This window comes from Amycolatopsis sp. NPDC052450 (assembly GCF_044547565.1).
Classification (GTDB): Bacteria; Actinomycetota; Actinomycetes; order Mycobacteriales; family Pseudonocardiaceae; genus Amycolatopsis.
Genome location: NZ_JBIUAQ010000019.1, coordinates 42,626 through 68,732, shown reverse-complemented (window position 1 = coordinate 68,732; position 26,107 = coordinate 42,626). Strand labels below are relative to the sequence as shown.

Here is a 26,107-nt window from a genome sequence, read left to right as displayed (position 1 = left end):
TCGCGAAAGCCACTTTCGCGACGCCTGGGGTCCCGAAAGTGGCTTTCGCGACGTCCAGCGGATCCGTTCGCCTTACGCCAGCTGGCGAATCTGGACGACACGCGTGATCGGACGGACGACACGCGTGATCGGACGGACGACACGACGCCCGCGGATCCGTGTGAAGTGACGGGCGGTCGCTGGTAGGGCCGTTGGTCACCGGAACCGGGGACTTGTCCCCCGCGATGCGCGACCGTGCGGCCCTAGGGCGCGAGGGCGTCATCGGAAAGGCTTCACCCAGAGGAAAGGGTGCGGTGAGGTCATGGCGCGTTTGGGCAGCCTTCTCGGGAAGAGCCGGTCGGTGCGGCCGAGTCTGCTTCCGTTACTGGACTTGAGGTCCGCGGCGTTGACGTTGCGGTCCGGGCACGGGCTGGCCCCGACGGGGTCGGGGAGTGTCTGCTTCGTCGCGGAAGGCCGTCCGGGGGCGGGGACGGACGCGGAGATCGTCGCCGGTCTCGCCGGGGACACCGTCCGCCGCAACGTGGTCATCCACGACGCGCACGGACGGACGATCGTGCGCTGCTGGCGGCAGAACGGTGACCTCGGCTGGCTGCTCGACGACCTCGCCGACGTCAACGAGAGCCTGGCACAGGCCGGGTTCGCGTCCTGGTTGCTGCATACGACGGTCGACTTCGCCGAGTTGCGGGACATGCGGCATCCGAGACTGACCATGGTCTACCGCCGGGAGCGCGGCACCTTCTATCCGTACGCCCCGCGTGGGACCCGCGGCCGGGACAGGGCGACGGAACTGAAGATCCGCTCGTCGCTGACCCGGATCGTGCCGATGGAGCCGGACATCGGCCGGTGGCACCCGGTGTGAGGGGTGCCGGTCAGCCGGGCGCGCCGCCGAGCCAGCCGCGTAGCCGTTGGACGCGCCGGTCCCGTGGGTTCCACCGGGACCGTTTGACGAAGGCCACGCCGTCGAAATGCCGGATGGCGGTCAGGACCTCGTCGAGCAGCGAGGCGTGCGTCTCGGCTTTCGTCGCGACTCTCGGCGCCCGCTCGCGTTCGGCGGCGATCGATGCCCGGCGGGTGATGGCGTGCGTGCCGGGACGGCGGCGGGTTTCGCAGATCCTCGTGGTCACGTCCCGGTCCCCTTTCCCTCGCCCACGATCCGGTGGGCGTCACCTTCGACGATGAGGCACCGGGTGCCGTTCCGGTCACCGCCGAAGGTCGTGCCATCGAAGGCACAAAGACCTCTCTCGGTCGCCGGACGGGTACGGCGGGTCACGGGTCGGCTTCGAAATGCCGAGTGGGCCGGAGACGGTGGGAGAATGCCCCGCCGGCGTCTCGCCTCCATTTCCGGGAATCGGCGAGATCACGATCGACGGAGAAGGTGTATGCCGAACCCGACGTTCCCGCAGCCCAAGTCCCCGGCCGCGGCCCCGATCCGGGTGCTGCTCGTCGAGGACCACAAGATGGTGGCCGAAGCGCTGGGCGCGGCCTTCGAGGAATTTCCGGAGATCCACCTGGTGGCGTCGGTGGAGTCACTGGAGGGCGGGGTGATCGCGGCGGAGAAGCACCTGCCCGACATCGTCCTGCTCGATCGGCGGCTGCCGGACGGCGACGGGATCGAGGCGATCGCCCGATTCCGCGCGATCTCGCCGTCGAGCAGGGTGCTCGTGCTGACCGGTGACGCGAACAGCGCCATCGTCGCCAGGATCCTGGAGGTCGGCGGGGCCGGGCTGTTGCTGAAATCCGGTCTTCTCGACGAACTGGTCACGGCGATCCGGACCGTCGCGGCGGGTGACGTGGTCATCGACCCGGAACTGCTCAGCGGCGCCTTGGCCATGCTGGCCGGGAGTGCCGGCAGGCTCGGGCCGTTGCTGACCTTGCGGGAGCGGCAGGTGCTCTGCCTGATCGCGGAAGGCGCGGGAACCGATCGGATCGCCGAGGAGTTGCGGCTGGCCAGGAATACCGTGCGGAATCACGTGCAGCGGATCCTGGTGAAGACCGGGACCCATTCGAAACTCGAAGCGGTGGCCCATGCCCGCAAGAATGGCCTCCTCGAACGGCCGTAGCGGGGAGAGGTATCCGGGTGCCAAGCTGCACTATGGCCATGCTGCCATCGAAACGGGCATCCGATCATCGCGGCGCTGTGCTGTTCGAGTTGTTCATGCACAGCGTCCTCGACTACGCCATTTACCTGCTGGACGTCGACGGTCACGTGATCAGCTGGAATCCGGGGGCGGAACGGATCAAGGGGTATCCGGAGGACGAGATCCTCGGCCGCCATTTCTCCGTTTTCTACCCCGAGGACGACGTCGCCGCCGGTAAACCCGCCTCGGAGCTGCTGATCGCCACCGAGCTCGGGAGTCACGAGAACGAGGGCTGGCGCGTCCGCCGCGGCGGTGAACGGTTCTGGGCCAACACCGTGATCACCGCGTTGCGAGATGAAGAGGGCCGCCTCGTCGGTTTCGGCAAAGTGACCCGTGATCTCACCGAACGGCGGAAATCACAGGAGGAAAAAGCCGAGCGGCGACAGGCGTTCGCGCATTTGGTCCGGGCGCAAGAAACCGAACGCCGTCGTATCGCGTGGGATGTTCACGACGATTCCATCCAGTCGATGATCGCGGTGAGCATGCGGTTGCAGATGCTCGCCGCGCAACGGCGGGATTCCGCCTTGATGCAACTCGACGAAGCGATCCAAGGGGCGATCCGGCGGTTACGGATCCTCGTGGCCCAATTGCGCCCGCCCGCACTCAACGACGACGACCTGGTCGCTTCCGTCCGCGACTATCTCGACGAGGTCGTCGCCGGCTGGGGACTGGACTGCACGCTGCGGCACGAACTGCCGGCGCAGCCGCCGCCCGACCTCGTCGTCACGGCTTTCCGGATCCTTCAGGAGGCGTTGGTGAACGTGCGGAAGCACGCGAACGCCACCTCGGTCGTGGTTTCGCTGACGGGACAGGACGGCGGTCTGCTGGCGAAAGTCGTCGACGACGGGGACGGGATGAAGCCGGGCGTCGAAAGCGCGCACGAAGTGTTGTCGGGCGAGCACATCGGAATGGCGTCGATGCGTGAACGTGCGGAAGCCGCGCAAGGATGGTTCCGGATTTCCAGCAGGCCCGGCGAAGGGACGTCGGTGGTCTTCTGGATTCCGCTGAGCCCGGCCGGGCCCGTGCGGAGATGACGGTCGCCCCCTGGATCCGCGGGGAGTCGGAACGAAGGAGGCACCTCGATGCCGGAACCGGGAACCAAGCGCGGGCCGAGAGACGCGGCGCGGGTGGGCGGGGCGATCGACGACGAGGGTCTGCAGCGGTTGCTGGAGGGGCTGAAAGCCGTTCGCGACGGCGATTTCAGCACCAGGCTGCCGCAGGTGGACGACGTCCTGATGAACGAGATGGCGGTCGTCTTCAACGGGATGGTCGACCAGTTGGCGTTGTTCACCTCCGAGGTCACCCGGGTCGCCCGCGAGGTGGGGACCGACGGGAAGCTCGGCGGGCAGGCGGCGGTGCCCTCGGTCTCGGGGACCTGGAAGGACCTCACCGATTCGGTGAACGCGATGGCGGGCAACCTCACCGGTCAGGTCCGCGACATCGCCGAGGTCGCGACCGCGGTGGCGAAAGGTGATCTGTCCCAGAAGATCACCGTCGACGTCAAGGGCGAGATGCTCGAGTTGAAGAACACGATCAACACGATGGTGGATCAGTTGTCGTCGTTCGCCGATGAGGTCACGCGGGTCGCGCGCGAGGTCGGTAGCGAAGGGCGGCTGGGCGGGCAGGCGGAAGTCCCCGGTGTGGCGGGGACGTGGCGGGATCTGACGACGTCGGTGAACTTCATGGCGGGCAACCTGACCGATCAGGTGCGTTCCATCGCCGAGGTCACCACGGCGGTGGCGAAGGGTGATCTGTCGCAGAAGATCACGGTGGACGCGCGGGGCGAGATCCTGGAGTTGAAGAACACGATCAACACGATGGTCGATCAGCTTTCGTCGTTCGCCGACGAGGTCACGCGCGTCGCGCGCGAGGTCGGAACCGAAGGCGCGCTCGGCGGGCAGGCCCAGGTGCCCGGCGTGGCCGGGACATGGCGGGATCTGACGACGTCGGTGAACTTCATGGCAGGCAACCTCACCGCGCAGGTGCGCTCCATCGCCCAGGTGGCCACGGCGGTGGCGAAGGGTGACTTGTCGCAGAAGATCACGGTGGACGCGCGGGGCGAGATCCTGGAGTTGAAGAACACGATCAACACGATGGTGGACCAGCTGTCCTCGTTCGCCGATGAAGTCACGCGCGTGGCGCGCGAGGTGGGCACGGAAGGACGGCTGGGCGGGCAGGCGGACGTCAAGGGTGTGTCGGGGACGTGGAAGGGCCTGACGGAGTCCGTGAACGTCATGGCCGACAACCTGACCGATCAGGTCCGCTCGATCGCCGAGGTCACCACCGCGGTCGCGAAGGGCGACCTGTCGCAGAAGATCCGCGTCGACGCGCGCGGCGAGATTTTGGAACTCAAGGACACCATCAACACGATGGTCGGCCAGTTGTCGTCGTTCGCCGACGAGGTCACCCGGGTCGCCCGTGAGGTGGGCACCGAGGGACGGCTGGGCGGGCAGGCGGACGTCAAGGGTGTGTCGGGGACGTGGAAGAGCCTGACGGAGTCCGTGAACGTCATGGCCGACAACCTGACCGACCAGGTCCGCTCCATCGCCCAGGTCGCGACAGCGGTCGCCAGGGGCGACCTGTCCCAGAAGATCACCGTGGAGGCCAAGGGCGAGGTCGCCGCGCTCGCCCAGACGATCAACACGATGGTCGACACACTGTCCGCGTTCGCGGACGAGGTCACCCGCGTGGCGCGGGAGGTCGGCACCGAGGGCATCCTCGGCGGGCAGGCCAGGGTGCCGAATGTCGCCGGTACCTGGAAGGACCTCACCGACAACGTCAACTCGATGGCGAACAACCTCACCGGACAGGTCCGCAACATCGCCCAGGTGACCACCGCGGTCGCGCAGGGCGACCTCTCCCGCAAGATCGACGTCGACGCGCGCGGCGAGATCCTGGAGCTCAAGACCACCATCAACACGATGGTCGACCAGCTTTCCGCGTTCGCCGCGGAGGTCACGCGGGTCGCCCGCGAAGTCGGCAGTGAAGGACGGCTCGGTGGCCAGGCGGAGGTCGAAGGTGTTTCGGGCACCTGGAAGCGGCTGACGGAGAACGTCAACGAGCTGGCCGGGAACCTGACCCGCCAGGTCCGGGCGATCGCCGAGGTCACCAGCGCGGTGGCCACCGGCGACCTCACCCGGTCCATCTCCGTCGAGGCGCAGGGCGAGGTCGCGGAGCTGAAGGACAACATCAACGCGATGGTCCAGTCGCTGCGCGAGACCACGCGGGCCAACGAGGAGCAGGACTGGCTCAACACCAACCTCGCCCGGATCTCGGGCCTGATGCAGGGCCACCGGGATCTGCGGGTGGTGGCCACTCTGATCATGAACGAGCTGACCCCGCTCGTCGGCGCGCAGCACGGGACGTTGTTCCTCACCGAGACCGGCGAGAACGGCACCCGGCTGCGGCTGATCACCAGCTACGGGCACAGCGAGGACCCGGACACGCCGTCGGGTTTCGCGATGGGGCAGTCGCTGATCGGGCAGGCCGCGCAGACCAAGAAACCGATCGTGGTCGACCGGACACCGCCGGGTTTCGTGAAGATCTCGTCGAGCCTTGGCTCCGCCCCGCCGGTCACCCTGATCGTGCTGCCGATCGTCTTCGAGGACCAGGTGCTCGGCGTCATCGAACTCGCGTCGTTCGGCGAGTTCACCGCCGTCCGCAAGGACTTCCTCGAACAGCTGATGGAGACCATCGGCGTCAACGTCAACACGATCATCGCCAACGCGCGGACCGATTCCCTGCTGGAGGAATCCCAGCGGCTCGCACAGGAACTGCAGGCCCGCTCGGAGGAACTCCAGGCACAGCAGGCGAAACTCCAGGTGTCGAACGCGGAACTGGAGGAGAAGGCCGAGCTGCTCGCCAGGCAGAACCGCGACATCGAGGTGAAGAACTTCGAGATCGAGCAGGCACGCCAGGAAATCGAGGAACGCGCGCAGCAGCTCGCACTGGCGTCGAAGTACAAGTCCGAGTTCCTGGCCAACATGTCGCACGAACTCCGGACGCCGTTGACCAGCCTGCTGATCCTCGCCGGGGTCCTGTCGCAGAACTCGACCCAGAACCTGACCCCGAAACAGGTCGAGTTCGCCAAGGTCATCCAGTCCGCGGGCACCGATCTGCTGCAGCTGATCAACGACATCCTCGACCTGTCGAAGGTCGAGGCGGGCAAGATGGACATCCACCACGAGCCGTTTCCGCTGCGCCAGTTGCTCGACTACGTCGGCACGACGTTCCGTCCGCTGACCGCGGAGAAGGGGCTCGACTTCCAGGTCACCGTGGAACCGAACGTGCCGGAGCTGCTGTTCACCGACGAGCAGCGACTGCGGCAGGTGCTGCGGAACCTGCTCTCGAACGCGGTCAAGTTCACCGAAGACGGCCGCGTCGAGCTGCGGGTCAAACTGGTCGACACGATCGTTTCGCCGTCAGGCCCGCTCCCGCACGAATCGCTGGTGGCCTTCAGCGTCATCGACACCGGGATCGGGATCGCCGAGGAGAACCTCGAATCGATCTTCGGTGCCTTCCAGCAGGCCGACGGCACCACCAGCCGCAAATACGGCGGCACCGGGCTCGGCCTGTCGATCAGCCGTGAGGTCGCCTACCTGCTCGGCGGTGAGATCCGGGCGGACAGCGCGCTGGGCACGGGCAGCACGTTCACCCTCTACCTGCCGGTCGCGAGATTCGCCATGGCCGCCGGCTCCGGAGACACCACTGTGTCCACAGTGGACACCGATGGCGGGGAACAACGCGTACTGGTGGTGGAGACCGAGCAGAACAGCCTGCTGACTCTGCTCGCCCGCGGCGTCGCCGCCGACGTCGCGGACAGCCACGGCTCGGTCCAGGTGAAGGCGGTGTCCGATCCGGCGGAAGCGTTCGAGGAGCTGAAGCGCGACAGCTACCGCTGCGTCGTGCTCGACACCAGCATCCCCGGGACGAGCGCGTTGACGTTCCTCAAACGGCTCGCGGAGGGCCCGGATCCGGTCGAAGTCCCCGTGCTGGCGTACGCGACCCGCAAGCTCAGTGCCGCGCAGGAACGGTTGCTGCACGGGCACGCGCGGGTGCATCCGGTGGAACTGCTGCCGTCGCTGGACATGCTGCGGGAGCGCATCATGCTGCACATCTCGGCGAGTGAACTCGAAGGCATCCTGCCGTTGATGCACCAGCCGGAGGTGAGCCCGGAGGAGGCGGCTCAGGCCACCGAGCCGCCCGCCGGACCACCTCGGCTGCGGGGGCGCAAGGTCCTGCTCGTCGACGACGACGCCCGCAACGTGTTCGCGATCTCCGGGATGCTCGAACTGCACGGTCTTTCGGTGGTGCATGCGCCCAACGGCCGCAAGGGTATCGAGGAACTGCTGGCCGACGACGGCATCGACCTGATCCTGATGGACGTGATGATGCCGGAGATGGACGGCCACGCGACGACGGCCGCGATCCGCGAGATGCCGAGGTTCGCCGGCCTGCCGATCATCACGGTGACCGCGAAGGCGATGGAAGGGGACCGCGAGAAGAGTCTCGCCGCCGGGGCGAGCGACTACGTCACCAAACCGGTGAACGCGGAGGAACTGCTGACCTGTATGGAACGCTGGCTCGCGGACTGAGCTCGGGCTCAGGCCGTGTCGGCGCTGTTCGCGCAGAGGCGGCGGATGGCCGCGACGATCTCGGTGTTGGGGCTGCCCTTCACGAGGTACTCGGTGACGCCCGCGGAGGCCATCTGGGCGATGGACCGGGTGTCGCTGTGCGCGGAGAACGCCATCAGCCGGGTGCGGGGCACCCTCCGCCGGATCTCGCGCGCCATCCACGCGCCGCCGCCACCGGGGATCCGGACGTCCAGCACGGCGACCTCCGGGGTCAGCATTTCCGCGAGCGCGACCGCTTCACCGGCGTCCAGCGCGATGGCGACCACCTCGATGTCCGGTTCGGATTCCAGGAGCGCGCGCAACGCGTCGCCGATGACCGGGTTGTCGTCCGCGACGAGCACCCGGAGTCTGGGGGGCGGCGTTCGGTTCATCACGCGGTCCGTGCCCGCGCGGTTTGCGGCGCCGGTGGTGGTCGCGGGCCCCCCGCCGAACTTGGCGTGACTCAGCAAGACACTCTGCGATCGCCTTCGCTCGGCTGGTCGACGAGCGTCCTGGCCACGTCGTGGATCTTCATGTTGTTGTTGCGGCAGAACGAGCGAAGCATTTCGAACGCCGCGTCGATGTCGATCTGGTAACGCTCGGCGAGGATTCCCTTCGCCTGTTCGATGGGAAGCCGGTGGTCCAGCGCGTACTGGAGTTGCTCGGCGCGGGCTCGGTAGAAGCGAAGGCGGTCGCGCATGGCCACGAGGTCGTCGGCCGGGTCGGGAGTGCCGGCCGGCGTGGCCGTCGAAAGCATGGTCTCGGACATGAGGTGATCGTCGCAGCGGCGCGACCGCCCCGGGAAGAAGAGAACGTCCTGACTCGATTGATGCAAATGAACCTGGTCCGGACGGCGGCAGCCACCCGAACGGGCGCCGAACAAGGCCCTTTGGCCTGTCGCAGTGACCGGCCGTGCGCCGTACGCTCTCATCCGAGGAGGGGAAACCGTGGAGGTCGGAATGCTCCGGGTGTTTCTGGTCGACGATCACGAGGTGGTCCGCCGAGGCGTCGCGGATATGCTCGAGGAGGACACGGGCCTGTGCGTTGTCGGCCAGGCCGCCACGTTTTCCCAGGCGCTGGCGAGGATCCCGGCGTTGCGGCCGGATGTCGCGGTACTCGACGTGCGGCTGCCGGACGGCAACGGCGTCGAACTCGCGCGGGAACTGCGCTCCAAGATGCCCGAACTGAAATGCCTGATGCTCACCTCCTACACCGACGAGCAGGCGATGCTGGACGCGATCATGGCCGGCGCGAGCGGTTACGTCATCAAGGACATCCGGGGGATGGATCTGGTGGCGGCGGTCAAGGAGGTCGGCCTCGGCCGGTCGTTGCTGGACACGCGGGCCGCCGCGACGCTGATGGCGAAATTCCGCGACGACGCCGCCAAGAAGGGCCCGCTCGCCGGGCTTTCCGATCAGGAGCGCACGCTGCTGGAACTGATCGGCGAAGGACTGACCAACCGGCAGATCGCCGAGCGGATGTTCCTCGCGGAAAAGACCGTGAAGAACTACGTGTCGCGGTTGCTGACGAAACTGGGAATGCAGCGGCGCACCCAGGCGGCCGTGCTGGCCACCGAGCTGCGGCGGCAGTGACGGCGCGGCCTCAAGCGGAGATGAGCGTGTCGAGCAGGACTTCCTCCAGCGGGCGGCGCGGTGTCCACGGCAACGGTGAGCCGTAGCCGACCCGCAGCAGCACCTGAGGCCAGACCCCACAGCCGAGAAGCCGCCGGAGTTCGGCACGGGCCTCGCGGACCATGGTCGGCGGCGAGATGAACGACGCGTCGAGTCCGGCGCCGGTCGCGGTGAGCAGAACCCGTTGCAGGGCTTGACCGGCCTGGAGCCGGTCGATCCGTTCGTCGGTCAGCGACCCGATCATCACCACGAGCGGGGCAGGCCGCGCGCCGTTGTCCGCTTCACCGAATTCGTCGAGGATCCAGCTTTCGTCGGCGGGAGCGCCTTCGGTCGCGTAGGACGGCACCCCGTCGCGAGTGCCCGCGGCCAGCCCGGTCCAGCGGCCGAGTTCGGCGAGGAACGCGGGATCGGCGAGCTGCGCCCCGCGGGCGCGTTCGGTGAGGTCACGCAGGCGACGGCACTGATCGGCGTCGAGGCGCGACATCCACGCGTGCTCGAGTTCGGTGGCGTGCCGGAGCACGGCGAGCGTGGATTCCGGGGTCGCACAGGACAGGAACGGTCGCCGGTTGGTCCGGCGGCGCGGGATCGCGTGGGCGAGCCGCGAGACCTTCGGATCCGGCGTGCGTTCGGCGAGGGGGCGGACGACGGCCAGCAGATCGGGATCGGTGCGGCTCGGCACGAGGGTCGTCGCGGGGTGGAAACCCGAGGCGTGGATCGCCGTCCTGAGGGTGAACAGGGCGGCGCCGCAGGAGAGGACGAGTTCACGACCGTCCGGATCCGTGACCGGGAGGATCCGGCGCGGATCGGCGTGGAGTTCGATTCCGGTGCCGGTGCAGCGGAAAAGCCACGGCTGGGTGTTGTGGGTCGACGGCGCCAGCGTGGCCGACCGGAGCACGGAATTCACCTGTTCGGAGTTCAAGCGCCCGACCCCGGTGACTTGTATGGTCATGGTTTCTCCCGCCGCCGTGCCACGGGTAATACGGTTGTCTCGATGAGACGGTCCCCGTCCGCGGTGCGGGACCGAAAGAGGAGAAAGTCACCACGGCCGCGACTCGTCCCGATCTTCGGAGGCGCAGCACGATGTCGGCTCATGACCGGCTTGGCGGAAGCGACGACCGGGTCACCGGCGCGCTTTCCCAGCTGCGGGTCCGTGAAGTGCTGGGGAACCTTCAAGAGCGCATCGAACGGCTCATCGGCACCCGCGACAAGATGGACGGCCTGCTCGAAGCGGTGCTCGCGGTCGCTTCGGGGCTGGAGCTGGACACGACGCTGCGCCGGATCGTGCGGGCGGCGATCGATCTCGGCGAAGCCACCTACGGCGCGCTCGGGGTGATCGCGGACGACGGTTCGCTGTCGGAATTCGTCTATCTCGGCATCGACGGTGAGACGGAACAACAGATCGGGCATCTCCCGAAAGGGCACGGACTGCTGGGTTTCGTCATCGACGAGGCGAAACCGGTGCGGCTTGCCGACATCTCGCGGCATCCCGCTTCGGTCGGGTTCCCGCCGCGCCATCCGCCGATGCGGTCGTTCCTCGGCGTGCCGATCCGGGTGCGCGACGAGGTGTTCGGGAATCTGTACCTCACCGAAAAACGCGGGGAGGGATTCACCGACGACGACGAGGTGGTCGTCCAGGCGCTCGCCGCCGCGGCGGGCATCGCGATCGAGAACGCCCACCTCTACGAGCGGGCGCGGATCCGCCAGCAGTGGCAGGCCGCCACCAGCGAGGTGACCACGGAACTGCTCGGTGGCACCGACCCCGCCGACGCGCTCAACCTGATCGCCGGGCGGGTACTGGAACTGACCGGTTCCGACCTGACTCTGCTGGCACTACCCGGTTCCGGCGGGCTCGACGTCGGCAAGGACGAGGCCGACGAACTCACCATCGCGGTGTGCGCGGGCGAACGGGCGGCGGAACTGACCGGGGCGCGGATCAGCGTCGCCGACTCGGTGCCGGGGGCGGTCTACCGCGACCGGACCCCGCGCAGCGTCCCGGAACTGGCACTCGGTCCTGACGGCGAGTTCGGCCTCGGCCCGACGCTCGTGGTTCCGCTCCGGGCGCGAGAACGCACGTCCGGAGTGCTGATGGCGGTGCGGAATCCGGGCGCGGTCCCGTTCGAGCTCGCCCAACTGCCCGTGGTGGCCTCGTTCGCCGACCAGGCCGCGCTCGCGCTCCAGCTGGCGGCGCGGCAGCGCACGGCGAGGGAACTCGACGTGCTCGCCGACCGGGACCGGATCGCCAGGGATCTGCACGACCACGTGATCCAGCGGCTGTTCGCGGTCGGTCTCGCCATGCAGAGCACGCACCGCCGGGCGGACACCCCGGAACTGCGGCGGCGGATCGGCGAGAGCATCGACCAGATGCACGAGATCGTGCACGAGATCCGCACGGCGATCTTCGATCTCCACGGCGGCGAGGCGGGGCAGCAAGGGGTGCGGCTGCGGCACCGCCTCTACGACTCGATCGCCGAACTCACCGACGAAACCCCGATCCACCCGACGATCAGCCTGTCCGGGCCGCTCGACTCGATTCCCCTCCCGTTCGCGGAACACGTCGAGGCGGTGGTGCGGGAGACGGTCGGCAACGTCGTCCGGCACGCGCGGGCGAGCGGAGTTTCGGTGAGCGTCGCCGTGAAGGACGACGTCCTGCGGATCGTGGTCACCGACGACGGAACCGGGACCGCCGGTGAGCCAGGGGGACTGCGCGACCGCGCGGAGAAGGCGGGCGGGACGTTCCATGCGGAGACCCGGGACGAGGGCGGCACCAGGGTCGAGTGGGCCGCCCCCTTGCGCTGAGCCGGGTCAGTTCGCCGACTGCGCGGTGAGGATCCCGTCGACTTCGATCGAGCGGGCGACGTCGGAGGCGACGGTCTCGAGCAATTCCGCGGTGAGGTCCGAAAGCGCCCGCGTCACCGCGAGATAGGCGCCGATCTGGGAGGCGGAACTGTTTCTCAGCCCGGCCTCCGCGAGTCCGACACCGACGAACTCACCCCCGTCTTCGAGCCGGAGCAACGCCTCCGCGCGCACTCGGTACGGCTCGTGCTGCAGGGACACGTCGATCGTCCATTTGTCCGTCATCGTCGGCTCCGTTCCGGTCATCGAGGCTCTCACCGCCGCCGTTCGTGGCACAGGGTCCTAAGTCCTCGCTCTCCGGGAATCGGGGGCGAAAGTCCTCGGAATTCGTGACCGGCGGCCGCTGCGGTCGCCGGGTACCCCGGCCGAAGGTGGATCAATCCCCAGTTTCCCTCGGAGACCATCATGACGATCCCGTTACCCACACCCGTCGACCAGGCGGTGGCGGCCGCCGTCCGCGCGCCGTCCCCGCTCAACACCCAGCCGTGGCGGTTCGTCGTCGACGGGGACCGGATCGAGGTGCGGCTCGACCGCTCCAGGGTGCTCCGGATCGCCGACCCGGACGCCCGCGAGGCACGGCTTTCGTGCGGCGCGGCGATGTTCAACCTGATCGTTTCCTTGCGGTCCAACGGCAAGACCCTCGCGGTCCGGGTCGTACCGGAACCGGGGGAGCCGGATCTGCTCGCCGAACTCGTGATCGGCGGCGACCGGTTTTCCTCACCGGAGGAACGGAAACTGGCCGAAGCCGTCTTCCGTCGTCACACGAACCGCCGTCCGTTCCTGGACCGGCCGGTTCCCGTCTGGGCACGGACGACGTTGCGCGCGTCCGCGCTGGTGGAAGGCGGGCTGCTGGAACTGTTCGGCCGGGGCGACCGGGCGAACGCGGTCGCGCGCGTGCTGCACCGGGCCGAGGCCGCGCAGGCGCGCAACGGCGCGTTCCAGGCGGAGGTCGCGCTGTGGACCCGGCGGGCGGCCAACGCCCCGGACGGTGTCCCGGCACCGGCCGGACCACCGTCGCCGCACGGCATTCCCGCGCAGGAATCGTTCTTCGCCGTCGAACCCGAAGGCGGTGAGCCGGTGCTCGGCGCGGTCCTGACCGCGGCCGGCGGCCCCGCCGCGGACCTGCGGGCCGGAATGGTGCTGCAGCGGGTGCTGCTGACCGCGACGGCCGCCGGCCTCGCGACGTCGTTCGTCGGCAGGCCGTTCGAAACCCCGGAGACCAGGGTCGCGATGGACCGGGTCTTCGCCGATCTCGGCCGTCCGCATACGGTGCTGCGGTTCGGATACGGCCGCCCGGTGCCGATGACGGGACGCCGTGAGGTCGGCGAAGTGCTGCTCCGGCGAACGGAGGCGACCCTCTGATCCCGGGGTCATCTCGTCGACACCCATGTTTCCGATCATCGCCACCCGGCCGTCATCCGCAACGGGTTCGGTCTCCGTATGAAGATCATGCGGAAATCCTTGGTGGCGCTGGCCATCGCGGGCCTTTCGATCGCGGCGTCCGCGACGGCGGTGGCGGACGCGGGCGGGCGCGATCGCGGTTCGATCGTCATCACCGAGCAGGCGTCCAAACGGATCCTGGTGCTGCCCGCCGACCGGACGTCCTGGCAGAACCGGAAGCCGAGTTGGGCGTGGGCACCGAACGCCGCCAACGGGCTGGCGGACCTCGCGGGTTCGTGGAGCAACCCGAGCGACGCGAAACTCGCCGAACGGAACGGCGAAAAGTACCTGCTGACGTCGGCGTCGGGTGGTTTCGCGGCGGTCGTGCCGTATCCGGCCGGCGACCGGGCGTACTGGGCGGCGAACGTCGGCGGTCCCGCCAACCCGCACAGCGTCGAACTGCTGCCGGACGGGAACGTCGCGGTGGCGGCGAGCACCGGTGGCTGGGTGCGGGTCTACACCGCTTCCCAGGGACAGCGCTCGACGACCTACGCCGAGTATCGGCTGGTGGGGGCACACGGCGTGGTCTGGGACGCGGGCCGGAACGTGTTGTGGGCCTTGGGCACCGACGCGCTCGTCGCGTTGAGCGTCGGCGGGACTTCCGCGGCGCCGGTGCTCACCGAGCAACGGTCCGTGCCGGTGCCGAGCAAGGGCGGCCACGATCTCCAGCCGGTCCCGCACCGGCCGGATCTGCTGTGGGTGACCACGGAAGCGGGCGTGTACCAGTTCTCGAAGGCGAGCGGCGGGTTCACCCAGCGCTACGCGGGCGCACGGGAGATCGACCGGCCGCATGTGAAGAGTGTGTCGACGAACCCCCGGACCGGGCAGATCCTGACGGCCTCGGTGCAGGACGGTCACCTGTGCACGTGGTGCACGGACACCGTCCGGCTGGCCTTTCCACGCGCCGAGCTGGCGCTGCACGGCGCGTGGATCTACAAGGCCCGCTGGTGGAACGGTTGAGCTGAACTTCCGTGTCGGTACCGGCCGTTCGGGGGGCTGCCCGGCCGGTACCGACACACCAGAGAAGAGGGACCTTCGTCGCGAGAATGACGGCTGGCCGCGTCTTTCACCTGACCGAGTGAATCGTGCGGTTCAGCGCGCGGCGTTGACCCATTCGGGGTATTGACCTCATCCGAGGAAGGTCAGTAGCTCGTCGGTGACCGCCCGAGGTTGCTCCTCCGCGACGAAGTGCCCGGAACCGGAGATCTTCCGCACCCGGACGTCGGCCGCCTTCGACGGCAGGACCGCGGCGAGGTAGTCGTAGTTGAACTCCGAGCCCAGCCCCAGCATCGGGGCGGCGATCTTCGCGTAGGCCTTCTGGTCCTCGATGTCCTGGCCGAACGCCTGGTACCAGCCGTTCCCCGCGCGGATCGCGTCCGGGCGGTCGTACGCGGCGGCGTAGATCGCCCGGTCCCGCGCCGCGATCGAGGCCGGATCGGCCGCCAGATGGTCGAACATCCAGTCGACGAGAAAGCGTGACCGGCCGGCCAACAGCTGTTCGGGCAGCGTCGCGACCTGGTTGAAGGCGAACCACCAGACGTTGACCGGTTGCCCGGGCGGGGCCAGCATCGGGAGCTGGTACAGGCTTTCGTCGGGATGTGAGACGTCCATGAGCGTGACGGTCTTCGTCGCTTCGGGGTGGTTGGCGGCGAAGGCGAACGCGACCATGGCGCCGATGTCGTGTCCGGCGATATGCGCCTGCCGATGGCCCAGCGTGCGCAGGAGCCCGAAGATGTCGCGGGCCATCGTCTTCTTGTCGTACCCGCCCTGGGGTTTGCCCGAGCCGCCCATGCCCCGCAGGTCGACGGCGATCACGCGGTACCGCTTCGCCAGCTCCGGCATGATCGCGCGGTACTGCCACCAGGTCTCCGGCCAGCCCGGCAGCAGGATCAGCGGCTCGCCCCGGCCACCGGCGACGTAGTGCAACCGGACCCCGTCGACCTGGGCGTATTCGCTGCGGAACCCGCCGGGCAGCGACCGGGCGAGCGCCGCGTCGTTCGGGGCGCCGGACTGGCTCGCCTCGGCGACTCCACCCGAGGCCACCAGCGCGGCCGCGGCCCCCGCGCCGAGGGTGAGCATGGACCGGCGGTTGAGGAAGGAACGGCTGTCTTCGGTCATGTCTCGATCGTGGCCGGACCGGGGCGCCGACCGTGAGCGGTGTTTTCGCCAACCAGGAGTGGTTTCAGGACAGGATGGGTTCAGGCACGGCCGGCCTGGGCCCGAACGCCTCCCGGTAGGACACCGGCGTGACCCCGACCTGTCGCCGGAAATGCGGGCGAAGCGCGGCGGACGAGGAGAACCCGCAGTACCTGGCGATCTCGTCGACCGGGAGATCGGTGGATTCGAGCAACTGCTGCGCGCGGATGACGCGCTGGTGGGTGAGCCAAGTGCCGGGCGCGGCACCGGTGATCTCGCGGAACCGGCGATCGTAGTTGCGTCTGCTCATATGAGCCCGCCTGGCGAGTTCGTCGACCGGGAGCGCCGTGTCCAGCCGGGTCAGTGCCCAGGCCATCGTTTCCGACACCGGGTCGCCGTCGTCGAGTTCCGGCATCGGAGACTCGATGTACTGAGCCTGCCCGCCGGGCCGGTGCGGCGGGACGACCATGCCCTTCGCCAGCCGGTTCGCCACCTCCGCGCCGCACCACGAACGGATCAAGTGCAGGCCGAGGTCCATTCCCGCCGCGCCACCGCCCGCGGTCAGGATGTCGCCGTCGTCGATGTAGAGCACCGATTCGTCGAGGAGGACGGCCGGGAACCGGGCCGCGAGCAGCGGCGCCATCGCCCAGTGCGTGGTCGCGGGGCGTCCGTCGAGCAGCCCGGCGGCGGCCAGTACGAAGGCGCCGCTGCACAGTCCGGCCACCCGGGCGCCACGGTCGTGTGCCGCGCGGAGCGCCTCCAGCGCGGCTGCCGGCGGATCCTCCATCGGCGACCGCCAGTTCGGGACCAGCACCAGGTCCGCGTCCCGGACCGCGCCGAGGTCTTCGGGGACCGGCACGGTCAAGCCGCCGCCTCGCAACGCGGTCCCCGGTTCGCCGCCGACGACCTTGAGTTCGAGGTCGGGCAGTTCCCCGAAGGCCGAAGCCATCTCGAACACGCCGAACGCGAAGGACATCGCGCCGAGCGACGCCCCGTTGAAGACCACCACGGTCAGCCGTCTCATGGGCCGATTCTAGGGACTTTCGAGTGGTAGTGATGGTTTCTCGTGTCTGGATGGACGACACGCGTGATTGGGCGGACGACACGCGTGACTAGGCGGACGACGGCCTGCGGCGGAACTTGCCCGTGCGCGTGTCGTCCATCCCGACACGTGAGTCGTCCGTCGGATCACACGTGCCGTCCATTCGATCACACGTGACCGCCAGTTCGGTCCGCTGGTCGTGAGTGGTCATTCGAGTTATTGAGGAGAAGTCAAACGTGTCGTGCTCCGCCGACACCGCGCTGGCGACCGAGCTGCAGCAACTGGTGAAGACCAGGTTCGCCGCCCACGCCTATCCGCGTGAGGTGCACTTCGTCCCGGAGCTGCCCAAGACGCCCAGCGGGAAGATCCAGCGGTTCCTCTTGCGGAAACGCCACTCAGGCGCGGAACCCGCGAAGACCGTCTGACGGTAGTCCACAAAGGACGTTACTGGTCGATCGGCCAGGTCTCGTCTCGCAGCAGCCGCTTGAGCACCTTCCCGGTCGCGTTCCGGGGCAGCTCCTCCACGAAGTACACGTCCCGCGGCACGGCGAAGCGTGCGAGCCGGTGGTGGATGTACGCGCGGACGTCGTCCGCGCTCATCCGGGCGCCGCGTTTCGGGACGATGTACGCCGCGAACCGTTGCCCGAACTCGCGATCCGGCACGCCGATCACGGCCGCTTCGTGGACGCCGGGCAGCGCGACGATGGCCTCCTCGACCGGGCGAGGCGACACGTTCTCGCCGCCGGACACGATCATCTCGTCCGCCCGGCCGGTGACGAAAAGGCGGCCGGAGGCGTCCTGGTAGCCGACGTCGCCGGTCGCCATCAGTTCTGCCGCGCGAGGCACGCTGGCGCCGTCGGTGTAGCCCTCGAAGAGCATGTCGTTGCCGACGAAGATCTGTCCCTCCCAGCCCGGCGGGACACGGTTGTGGTCGTCGTCGAGGATGGCGACGCGGGTGCCGGGCGGGCAGCGGCCCGCGGTGGTCGGCGCGGCGCGGAGGTCTTCGGGTGTGGCGATGCTGGCCCACGAAACCTCTGTGGAGCCGTAGAAGTTGTAGAGCACGTCGCCGAAGGTGTCCATGAACTCGGTGACGATCGTGCCCGGCAGCGCGGATCCGCTGCTGGCCACGATCCGCAGCGACGAGAGGTCGTAGCGGCTGCGGACCCGTTCGGGCAGGTCGAGGATGCGCTGCAACATGATGGGGACGGCGAACAGCACGCCGCAGCGATGTTCGGCGATGGTCCTCAGTATCTCTTCGGCGTCGAACCGGCGGATCAGCGAAAGCGAAGCGCGGACGGCCATCCCGATCTGCATCCCGGCGAGCCCCCAGCTGTGGAACAGCGGCGCGGCCACCACGAAGCGGTCTCCGGAGTGGAGCGGGATCCGGTCCAGCATGGCGGCCGAGGTCGCGAGTCCTTTGGGCGTCGGACGGCGTGCGCCTTTGGGGGTTCCCGAGGTGCCCGACGTGAGGACGACCAGCCTGCCGATCCGGTCCACCGGTTTGAGTTTGGTGGCGGGCACCCCGGCGATCAGCTGGTCGATCGTCGGATAACCGTTCTCGGTTTCCGGCCAGGTGGACAGCCGCAGGAAATCGCCGGGGATGTCGGCGATGATCCGCGAGAACTCGTCGTCGGCGAGGACCGCGACCGGTTCATGCAGGCCGATGACGTCCGCGACCGCGCCGGCGGAAAGGCCGGTGTTGAGCAGGATCGCGTCGGCGCCGAGTTTGCTGCACGCGATCAGCGACTCGACCATCGCGGCGTGGTTGCGGCACAGCAAGGCGATCCGGTCGCGGGAGCGGACCCCGCGCGCGGCCAGCGCGTTCGCGAGCTGGTTGCTGCGGTCGGCCGTCTGTTTGAACGTCCGGACGTTGCGTTCGTCGTGCAGCGCGACTTCTTCGGGTACCCGGGCGGCGTTGGCGGTGTAGCCGCCGGCGACGGTGGCGCCCCACTGCGACAGCGAGGTGAGCTGCCGGGCGATCTTGTCCGGCCGCGCGGCCGCGAGCACTCCGGCCTTGATCAGCGTGCTGGCCGTGTGCAGCGTGGTGGCCTTGGTGTGCGCCGGTTCCTCTTGGGGTGACGCCGCCCGGCCGGAAAGGTGCAGATCGATCCGCCTGGTCAGCGCGCGGACGGTGCGCTTGAACGACGCGGCGGACACCAGATGCGAATGCGGCGCCGGAAGCATCAGCTGCGCGCTGAGTTCGGTGCCGCCTTCGGGAGTCTGCCTCAGCTCGACCGAGACCCAGTTGCCGTCGTTCTCGACGCCGCACCAGACGACGTGCTCGCCCGGCCGCCAGACCCTGGCCTCGATGTCACCGACGACGAGCGTGCCCTGCCGTGGTTCCAGCCGGACGAGGCATTTCGGGCCGCGTCCGCGTTCGGCGGGCCGCTGGATCTCGCACCAGCTGATCTCCGCGACGAACCTCGAGTAGGACTCGGGATCGCCGATCACTTCCCAAACCTGGCCGGGGGAATGCCCGAGAATCGAGCTCGCCTGGACCACATCGTCTCGCATGCGATTCGCCTCACCACGCGCGTTCGGGTGTTGACCGGGCCGCTGCCGGCGCCTCCTTCGTCTTCAAGTTCGGCGAACCTACCAGCAATCGGCCGAACGCAATACTCCGAACGACCGCGGTTTCCCGTCCGGCCAAGGGAGCCATCTCGCCAAGGGTATGTGCCGCGGTGGTGTGAAGCCGTCCGCCGTCGGTGTTGATCGCGACGTCCGATTCACGCCAGCCTCCGGCGCGTGAGGCGGCGAAGCTGACGAACGTGACAGTTACCACGTCGGCGGCCGAGGCCGCGCACACCCGTATCGAGCCCGGAATCCTCTACTTCGGCACCCCGGTGGTGCTTCTCTCGACGGTCGACCAGGCGGGTGCCCCGAACCTGGCTCCGATGTCGTCGGCGTTCTGGCTCGGGTGGCGGGGCATGCTCGGACTGGGCGCGAAATCCAAGACGGCGCAGAATCTCATGCGCAACCGTGAATGTGTTCTGAATCTCCCTTCCGACGCGCTGGCGGCCGCCGTCGACAGGTTGGCGCTGACCACCGGCTCGGATCCCGTCCCGGCCCGCAAGCACGAGCGCGGATATCGGTACGAAGCGGACAAGTTCGCCCGCGCCGGGCTCACCCCGGTCGCCTCGGAGACGGTGCGGCCGCCGCGCGTCGCGGAATGCCCGGTGACGATGGAGGCCGTCGTCGAGGCCGTCCACCCCCTCGCCGAGGACGATCCGAAACAACGCGGCGGCGTCCTCGTGTTCGAGGTCCGCGTGCAGCGCGTCCACGTCCACGACGACGTGCGGATGCCGGGCACCGAAGACCGGATCGACCCCGACCGCTGGCGGCCGCTGATCATGAGCTTCCAGAAGCTCTACGGACTCGGCCCTCAGGTCCATCCGTCGACGCTCGCCGAAATCCCCGAGCGGCTCTACCGGGGGCCCGACATCGAACGTTCGCGGGATCAGTCGTCGCGGGCGAACGAAAACCGGTTCACCAGCGGCAACCAGCGCTGATAGGACACGGCCAGCTCCGGCCACGAACCGCCGGCCAGGCCGCGTTCGAGCTTCGGCCGCAGTTCGTGGTCGTTCATGGACCGCACGATTTCGAGGGCACTGTCTTCGGCGCCAGTTCCGTCGAGGTTCGCGAACCACGAGACGGCTTCCGGATGCCCGACGTGGATCGCGAGCAGGACCAGCACCGCGCGGAACGGTGCCTCGCGGTCGCCCTCGGAGAGGAACTCCGCCAGGTCTTCTCCGGCGAACCGTGCCCGCAGCAGGCGGTACAGGTTCAGCAGCCGTTTCGCGGCGCGCGGGGACCGGACGAGCGGCGCCAACGTCGGCAGGAAGTCCAGTTCCGCCGTCGAGATCACCAGTCGAGGAGGTCGTAGGTCTATTGTGGACTGTTCGGACGACGGTCGCGGTGCTTCCGCGCGAGGAGGGGAGTCGGCCGCGACCGGTGAGCGATCACCGGTGGCCTGATCCGGCCCGGCGGGCGTCGGCGACGGCGAGACATCATGGACCTCGGTGTCGGCGAGCCCGCGCACGAGCCCCGCGAACGCTGGATCGTCCATGGGGGACAACGTGAACGGCACTTGGAAGATCTTCTCGAGGTAGTTCTCGGCGAAGGTTTCCGGATCGTCGCCGAGCATCTCCTCGTAATGCTGCTCGACGGCCTTCTTGAGCCAGCGGGAGTCGACGCCCACCACGACGACGAACACCGGTAGCGCCAGCAGGAGATGGATGGCTTCGAGGACCTGGACGACGACCTTGGGCGGGCAGCGGTCGAGGTCGTCGATGTAGAGCACGGTCCGTTCGATCTTGCCGGAACCGTGGGGTACCTCGGCGAGCATCGTCGCGAAAGTCTCGAGATCCTTGCGCAACAACGAAACCACGCCGAGGTGTTCGACATAGTCCGAGACCCGGGACTCGGCGAACGACACGAGGTCCAGCCCGGGCGCGAGTTCGGTGACGGCCTTTTCGAGCCTGTCGGACTCGGCGCCCAGTTCGGCCAGCCGCCGCTCGGTCTCTTCGTCCTCTTCGGACGGACCGCCGAGTTTGCCGAGCGCCTGGTGGATCCGGTCCGCGCTGGCGCGCATCCGCAGGACGACGGTCACCGCGGAACTCACCACCGTGAGCCCGCCGAGTACACCGGACACCTGCGACCGGCCGACGAGCAACGTGACCACCAGGACCGTCACCAGTCCGCCGATCAGCACCAGCAGCGGCACCGGATCCTGTCGCAGCCGTCGCCAGAATTCGGCGACGTCCGACCGCAGCCCGCCGGTTTCCTGCGCCAGCCGTTCGAGATCCTCGGCCGTCGGCTGGTCGACGCCGATCCGGGACGCGATCCACGCCTTGTCCGCGTCGGTGAGGCTGTCGAACACCGCCCGGACGTACTCGCGCGGCTTCCGCCGCCTGCGCTTCGCTTGTTTCTGCTGGGCCGTCAGGGTTCTGCGTTCGAGGCGGACGGCGCTGAGCCTGCCGAGAAGCGTCTTCTCGGTCTTGCGGCGTTCCGCCAGAAGGTCGGCTTGGCGTTGCAGATCGTTCTCGGCGCCACTCGCGGCGAGGTTGTCGAAAATATGCGTGGCGAGACTGGCGAGGAGGTTCGCCTCGCTGTAGTGCCAGGCGTTGAAGCTGATCTGGCGGACACTCGAACAGTAGGACGACACGGACTTCCCGTGCGTCCCCGCCTCGGTTTCCGCCGTCCGCGCGGAATCGGCGAGCTCGCGGACGCGCGATTGCATCTGGCGCATGAAGAAGCTCTTGCCCGAACCCCAGCTGCCGAACAGCCCGATCGACAGGGGAGGGGTGATCATCCGGGAGACCACCAGGTCGGCGAGCATGCGGACATCGGTGCCGATGCCGAGGCGGTCGACGCCGTCGTCGGTATCCGGCCGGTAGTCGGCGACGTGGGCGGCGAAGGGGTCCGAATGATCGGTTTGGGAACTCGCCGGGGTTCGTGCGATGGCGATTTCGTTGACCGTGCGGATGGACCGCAGATCGGGGAACATCTTCTCGGCCTGTGCCAGCTCCGCGGGCGAAAGATGCGTGCCGATGTGGATGACCGTGGGATCAAGGCCGTCGATCGCCGCACGCAGCGCGGGGTGTTCGTACTGGCTTTCACCGACGAGCCCGATAAGCCGGCGGCGCGAATCCTTCTCCAGCCATTTGGTCACCGCCGCGGGGTCGCGGACGAGTGTTTGCGGCAGCTTCCTGTCGAGCCAGATGATCGCCGGGCCGTCGTACCCGTCCGTCACGATCTCGTCGATCTCCGGTTCGACGATCAGTTCCGTTCCGGAATAGGTCAAGGTCAAGGCTTGCAAGGCCGATCGCCTCGCGCCCGCGTTGACCTCGTAGATGACAAGTGTGAACGGCACGTCGAGGAGCGCCTCCATGAGCAGCCGGTCGACGTCCCTTGGCAGATAAGTCCCTGGTTTCGCGCCCGGCGCCCTGTTCATCAGCAGGATCGACGGATTGACGTCGCGCACCAGCACCATTCGCGGTCCCCTCCCAAGGCCGAATGGGAGGGCAGTTTAGAGGGTGGCCGCTCAGCTGTGGGTGAAACCCCGCCTCCGCTCGGTCATCGATCGCTACCTTCGATCTCATGGCTGGGGAGCGGCTCGACGGCAGGTACGCGAAGGTCTGGGCGGCGAGTACGACGTCGGCGCTGGGCAGCGGTCTCGCGACGGTGGCGGCGCCGTTGCTGATCGCCTCCCGCACCGGCGAACCGCTCGTCGTCTCGGGCGGGTTCGCGATGGCGTGGCTGCCTTGGCTGCTTTTCTCCCTGCCGGGCGGGGTGCTGGCCGACCGGGTGGACCGGCGGAAGCTGATGATCACCCTCGACTGGATCCGGGTTCCCGCGGTCGCGCTGCTCGCGGTCGCGATCACGACGGGCAACGTGAGCATCGTCCTGCTGTACGCCGTTCTCTTCGTGATCAACGCGGGCGAGGTCGTGTTCCGGACGGCGAGCGGGGCGATGCTGCCCTCGATCGTCCCGAAAGCGTTGCTGGAGCGGGCGAACGGGCGGCTCTACGCCGGGACGACCTTGACCCACGGCATGCTTTCCGGCCCGCTGAGCGGATTCCTGTTCGGTGCCGCGGCGAGCATCCCGTTCTACGTCAACGCCGGCACGTACGCGGTCAGTGCCCTGCTGCTGGGGTTGATCGCGGGCGCCTACCAGCCGCGGCCCGGTGGCGATCCCGGCGAACCGGTCGCACGGCGCTCGATCAGGTCGGAGGTGGCCGAGGGGTTTCGCTGGCTCGCCGGTCAGCGTCTGCTGCGGACCATGATCGGCTTGATCGGGATGTTGAACCTGACGCTCGTCGCGGCCACCTCGGTGCTGGTGCTGCTCGCGAAGGAGCGGCTCCAGCTGGGCTCCGTCGGCTACGGCCTGCTGTTCACCTGTATCGCGGTGGGTGGACTACTCGGCTCGATCGCCGGAGACCGGCTGATCGCGTGGTGCACGCCGACCTGGACGTTGCGGATCGGGCTGCTGATCGAGGCCGGGACCCATCTGGTCCTGGCGACGAGTACGAGCGCACCGGTCGTCGGGGTGACGTTGTTCCTCTTCGGGGTACACGGCGCCCTGTGGGGAATCGTCGGCAGTTCCCTGCGTCAGCGGCTCACCCCGCCGGAGATGCTCGGCCGGGTCGGCAGCACGAGTCTGTTCATCATCGCGGGAGGCAACTGCGTCGGCGCGCTGCTCGGCGGTGCGGTGGCCTCGAAGTTCGGGCTGACGACGCCGTACTGGGCCGGTTTCGTGGTGGCGGTGATCGTTTCCGCGCTCACCTGGCGCGTGTTCGACCGCAAGGTCGTCTCTGCGGCCTACGCGCAAGAGCCTGCTGTCAGCCGTTGATCCCGGTGAGCGCGAAGAACTCCTGACGCGAACGGGCGTCTTCGCGCAGCGTGCCGAGCAGGGTGGAGGTGACGGTGCTCGAACCGACGGCCTGCACACCGCGCAGGGTCATGCACGAGTGTTCGGCCTCGATCACCACGCCGACGCCACGCGGTTCGAGTTGCTCCTCGAGCCAGTCGGCGACCTGCTTCGTGAGCCGTTCCTGAACCTGCGGACGGCAGGCGAAATGCTCGACGATCCTCGCCAGTTTCGACAGACCGAGAATCCGGTCGCCCGGCAGGTAGCCGACGTGCGCGACCCCGACGAACGGCAGCAGATGGTGCTCACAGACGGATCGGACCGGGATCCCCCTGGCGAGGACGAGTTCGTCGTAGTTCTCGTCGTTGGGGAAGGTCGTGAGGTCGAACGGCCGCGGGGTGAACAATTCGGCGTACGCGCGCGCCATCCGGCCCGGGGTGCCGCGGAGGCTCTCGGAGTCCAAGGAGATACCCAGCGCGGTGAGGAGATCGGCGGCCGCTGCCTCGGCGGCCACCAGGTCCGGCCCCGGCCCGGTTTCGTGTACGACGCGCAAGGCGGGAGTGGACATTTGGCCTCCTAGGCTGACCGCGATCCCCAGTGTATTTAACCAAGACTTTTGGGTGTTTTGCCACCCGTCGGCTCATCGTACATGGTAGATCCGCAGTGCAGGATGTTCCGCCGGTTGAGATAGGCGATATCGTGGTGTACGTGACAGTGTCCGACCTGCCAGACCCGGACGGCCTCGATGCCCCAGCCATCGCCGCGGTGGCGGCACTCGACGACGACCTCCGCCGCGGTATGTACGCCTACGCCCGGCGCGCGCGGCGTCCCGTCACGCGGGACGAGGCGGCGGCCGCGGTCGGCATTTCCCGCAAGCTCGCCGCCTTCCATCTCGACAAGCTCGTGGCGGCGGGTCTGCTCAGATTCGGCTTCGCGGCGGGCCCGATGGTGAAGGTCGGGCGCAGGCCCAAGGTCTACGAACCGGTCGACGAAGCCATCCAGGTGCAGCTTCCCGCCCGCCGTCACGAGATCCTGGCCGGCATCCTCGCCGAGGCCGTGCTCGCCGAAGGTTCCGGTGAGACCGCGCGGGATGCCGTGCGGCGGGTCGCGGGGGAGCGTGGTTTCGCGGCGGGCGAAGAGGAACGCGCGCGGACCCGGCCCGGCAGGCTCGGCGTGGAACGTGCGCTCACCGTGGCCGAGGGGATGCTTCGCCGCTACGGTTTCGAGCCGAGCCGGGACAGCGCGACCTGCGTCCGGCTGCGGAACTGCCCGTTCCATCCGCTGGCCGCGGAGGCCCCGGACCTCGTTTGCGGGATCAACCAGGCCTTCCTCGCCGGTTTCCTGAACGGCGTGCGCGCCGGGAACGTGGAAGCGGCCCTCGTTCCCGGCGCGGCCGAGTGCTGTGTGGAACTCCGGCGAGCCCGGTAGACCGATCAGGCGGCGCCGGCGACCTGCCGGGTGGCGACGTTGAGCCGGTTCCAGGTGTTGATTGCGGCGATGGAGAGGACGAGGCTCGAAAGCTGGGTTTCGTCGTAGTGACGAGCCGCCTCGTTCCACACCTCGTCGTCGACCGGGTCGGCCCGGTCCGCGATGCGGGTGAGGGCCTCGGCCAGCGCGAGCGCCGCACGTTCGGCGTCGGTGAAGTAGGCCGTGTCGCGCCACGCGGCCACGGTGAAGATCCGCTCGTCGGACTCGCCCGCCTTGCGCAGTTCCTTCGTGTGCATCTCCAGGCAGCCGCTGCATCCGTTGATCTGGCTCGCGCGGACGTGCATGAGGTAGTGCGTGGTCTTCGGGACGCCGGTGTCGCCGGTCGACTCCGCCAGCGCGATCAAGGCCTTCAGGGTGGCGGGGTTCGCCAGGGCGGGGTTGGGGATCCGGGTTTCCATG

22 protein-coding genes and 1 pseudogene are annotated in these 26,107 nt (G+C 68.5%); 12 read left to right on the top strand and 11 right to left on the bottom strand.

Annotated features, from left to right (window positions below):
* The first annotated feature begins 301 nt into the window (after positions 1-301).
* Positions 302-859: a hypothetical protein gene (locus ACIHAO_RS27485; RefSeq protein WP_396562509.1), complete on the top strand. Its 558-nt coding sequence runs from the start codon at positions 302-304 to the stop codon at positions 857-859.
* A gap of 10 nt (positions 860-869) precedes the next feature.
* Here the strand turns inward: ACIHAO_RS27485 and ACIHAO_RS27480 are convergent, their stop codons facing one another.
* Positions 870-1,124, bottom strand: coding sequence for a hypothetical protein (locus ACIHAO_RS27480; RefSeq protein ID WP_396562507.1), 255 nt, complete (start codon positions 1,122-1,124; stop codon positions 870-872).
* A 255-nt stretch (positions 1,125-1,379) separates the two neighbouring features.
* On the opposite strand from ACIHAO_RS27480, the gene ACIHAO_RS27475 reads away from it, so the two are divergent.
* From ACIHAO_RS27475 to ACIHAO_RS27465, 3 genes are read left to right on the top strand one after another with little or no spacing between them, the layout of a single operon-like run.
* Positions 1,380-2,060: a response regulator gene (locus ACIHAO_RS27475; protein WP_396562505.1), complete on the top strand. Its 681-nt coding sequence runs from the start codon at positions 1,380-1,382 to the stop codon at positions 2,058-2,060.
* A 32-nt stretch (positions 2,061-2,092) separates the two neighbouring features.
* Positions 2,093-3,172 carry a PAS domain S-box protein gene (locus tag ACIHAO_RS27470; protein ID WP_396562503.1) on the top strand — a complete coding sequence of 360 codons (1,080 nt, stop codon included), beginning with the start codon at positions 2,093-2,095 and terminating at the stop codon, positions 3,170-3,172.
* Positions 3,173-3,220: 48 nt separating this feature from the next.
* Positions 3,221-7,732: a HAMP domain-containing protein gene (locus tag ACIHAO_RS27465; RefSeq protein WP_396562501.1), complete on the top strand. Its 4,512-nt coding sequence runs from the start codon at positions 3,221-3,223 to the stop codon at positions 7,730-7,732.
* An 8-nt stretch (positions 7,733-7,740) separates the two neighbouring features.
* Here ACIHAO_RS27465 and ACIHAO_RS27460 read toward each other — a convergent pair whose 3' ends face one another.
* Positions 7,741-8,142: a response regulator transcription factor gene (locus ACIHAO_RS27460; RefSeq protein WP_396562499.1), complete on the bottom strand. Its 402-nt coding sequence runs from the start codon at positions 8,140-8,142 to the stop codon at positions 7,741-7,743.
* A gap of 71 nt (positions 8,143-8,213) precedes the next feature.
* A complete protein-coding gene (locus ACIHAO_RS27455; RefSeq protein WP_396562497.1) occupies positions 8,214-8,519 on the bottom strand; it encodes an ANTAR domain-containing protein in 306 nt (101 codons plus the stop codon).
* A gap of 190 nt (positions 8,520-8,709) precedes the next feature.
* Here ACIHAO_RS27455 and ACIHAO_RS27450 point away from each other — a divergent pair, with 190 nt between their 5' ends.
* A complete protein-coding gene (locus ACIHAO_RS27450; protein ID WP_199746749.1) occupies positions 8,710-9,342 on the top strand; it encodes a response regulator transcription factor in 633 nt (210 codons plus the stop codon).
* Between the two features lie 10 nt (positions 9,343-9,352).
* Here the strand turns inward: ACIHAO_RS27450 and ACIHAO_RS27445 are convergent, their stop codons facing one another.
* Positions 9,353-10,330 carry an Acg family FMN-binding oxidoreductase gene (locus ACIHAO_RS27445; protein ID WP_396562494.1) on the bottom strand — a complete coding sequence of 326 codons (978 nt, stop codon included), beginning with the start codon at positions 10,328-10,330 and terminating at the stop codon, positions 9,353-9,355.
* Positions 10,331-10,461: 131 nt separating this feature from the next.
* Between ACIHAO_RS27445 and ACIHAO_RS27440 the strand changes: the two genes are divergently transcribed.
* Entirely contained in the window at positions 10,462-12,177 is a 1,716-nt protein-coding gene (locus ACIHAO_RS27440) for a GAF domain-containing sensor histidine kinase (RefSeq protein ID WP_396562492.1), read from the top strand.
* A gap of 6 nt (positions 12,178-12,183) precedes the next feature.
* Here ACIHAO_RS27440 and ACIHAO_RS27435 read toward each other — a convergent pair whose 3' ends face one another.
* Positions 12,184-12,480 (bottom strand): dsRBD fold-containing protein, encoded by a 297-nt coding sequence (locus ACIHAO_RS27435; RefSeq protein ID WP_396562490.1) that lies wholly within the window; start codon positions 12,478-12,480, stop codon positions 12,184-12,186.
* Between the two features lie 159 nt (positions 12,481-12,639).
* Here ACIHAO_RS27435 and ACIHAO_RS27430 point away from each other — a divergent pair, with 159 nt between their 5' ends.
* The gene (locus ACIHAO_RS27430) at positions 12,640-13,596 is read left to right on the top strand and encodes an Acg family FMN-binding oxidoreductase (protein ID WP_396562488.1); all 957 of its coding nucleotides are present in this window, start codon (positions 12,640-12,642) and stop codon (positions 13,594-13,596) included.
* 78 nt (positions 13,597-13,674) lie between these two features.
* A complete protein-coding gene (locus tag ACIHAO_RS27425; RefSeq protein WP_396562486.1) occupies positions 13,675-14,634 on the top strand; it encodes a DUF6528 family protein in 960 nt (319 codons plus the stop codon).
* A 168-nt stretch (positions 14,635-14,802) separates the two neighbouring features.
* Here the strand turns inward: ACIHAO_RS27425 and ACIHAO_RS27420 are convergent, their stop codons facing one another.
* Positions 14,803-15,792, bottom strand: coding sequence for an alpha/beta fold hydrolase (locus ACIHAO_RS27420; RefSeq protein ID WP_396562483.1), 990 nt, complete (start codon positions 15,790-15,792; stop codon positions 14,803-14,805).
* 64 nt (positions 15,793-15,856) lie between these two features.
* Positions 15,857-16,834, bottom strand: a complete 978-nt coding sequence (locus ACIHAO_RS27415; RefSeq protein WP_396562481.1) for a GlxA family transcriptional regulator — start codon at positions 16,832-16,834, stop codon at positions 15,857-15,859.
* A 266-nt stretch (positions 16,835-17,100) separates the two neighbouring features.
* Between ACIHAO_RS27415 and ACIHAO_RS27410 the strand changes: the two are divergent.
* Positions 17,101-17,277, top strand: a pseudogene (locus tag ACIHAO_RS27410) (AMP-dependent synthetase); the annotation flags it as partial.
* A gap of 19 nt (positions 17,278-17,296) precedes the next feature.
* Here the strand turns inward: ACIHAO_RS27410 and ACIHAO_RS27405 are convergent.
* Positions 17,297-19,366 (bottom strand): AMP-binding protein, encoded by a 2,070-nt coding sequence (locus ACIHAO_RS27405; protein ID WP_396562479.1) that lies wholly within the window; start codon positions 19,364-19,366, stop codon positions 17,297-17,299.
* Positions 19,367-19,620: 254 nt separating this feature from the next.
* On the opposite strand from ACIHAO_RS27405, the gene ACIHAO_RS27400 reads away from it, so the two are divergent.
* Positions 19,621-20,361, top strand: coding sequence for a flavin reductase family protein (locus ACIHAO_RS27400; protein WP_396562477.1), 741 nt, complete (start codon positions 19,621-19,623; stop codon positions 20,359-20,361).
* On the opposite strand, the gene ACIHAO_RS27395 is transcribed toward ACIHAO_RS27400, so the two are convergent.
* Positions 20,310-22,844, bottom strand: a complete 2,535-nt coding sequence (locus ACIHAO_RS27395) for a P-loop NTPase fold protein (RefSeq protein WP_396562475.1) — start codon at positions 22,842-22,844, stop codon at positions 20,310-20,312. The two genes, ACIHAO_RS27400 and ACIHAO_RS27395, sit on opposite strands and share 52 nt — an antisense overlap.
* 107 nt (positions 22,845-22,951) lie before the next feature.
* On the opposite strand from ACIHAO_RS27395, the gene ACIHAO_RS27390 reads away from it, so the two are divergent.
* The gene (locus ACIHAO_RS27390) at positions 22,952-24,202 is read left to right on the top strand and encodes an MFS transporter (protein ID WP_396562474.1); all 1,251 of its coding nucleotides are present in this window, start codon (positions 22,952-22,954) and stop codon (positions 24,200-24,202) included.
* On the opposite strand, the gene folE is transcribed toward ACIHAO_RS27390, so the two are convergent.
* Positions 24,192-24,788, bottom strand: a complete 597-nt coding sequence (gene folE / locus ACIHAO_RS27385) for a GTP cyclohydrolase I FolE (RefSeq protein WP_350584193.1) — start codon at positions 24,786-24,788, stop codon at positions 24,192-24,194. The genes ACIHAO_RS27390 and folE overlap by 11 nt on opposite strands.
* Before the next feature lie 134 nt (positions 24,789-24,922).
* On the opposite strand from folE, the gene ACIHAO_RS27380 reads away from it, so the two are divergent.
* Entirely contained in the window at positions 24,923-25,648 is a 726-nt protein-coding gene (locus ACIHAO_RS27380) for a helix-turn-helix transcriptional regulator (RefSeq protein WP_396562650.1), read from the top strand.
* A 5-nt stretch (positions 25,649-25,653) separates the two neighbouring features.
* Here ACIHAO_RS27380 and ACIHAO_RS27375 read toward each other — a convergent pair whose 3' ends face one another.
* Positions 25,654-26,106: a carboxymuconolactone decarboxylase family protein gene (locus tag ACIHAO_RS27375; RefSeq protein WP_396562471.1), complete on the bottom strand. Its 453-nt coding sequence runs from the start codon at positions 26,104-26,106 to the stop codon at positions 25,654-25,656.
* Position 26,107: the final 1 nt, after the last annotated feature.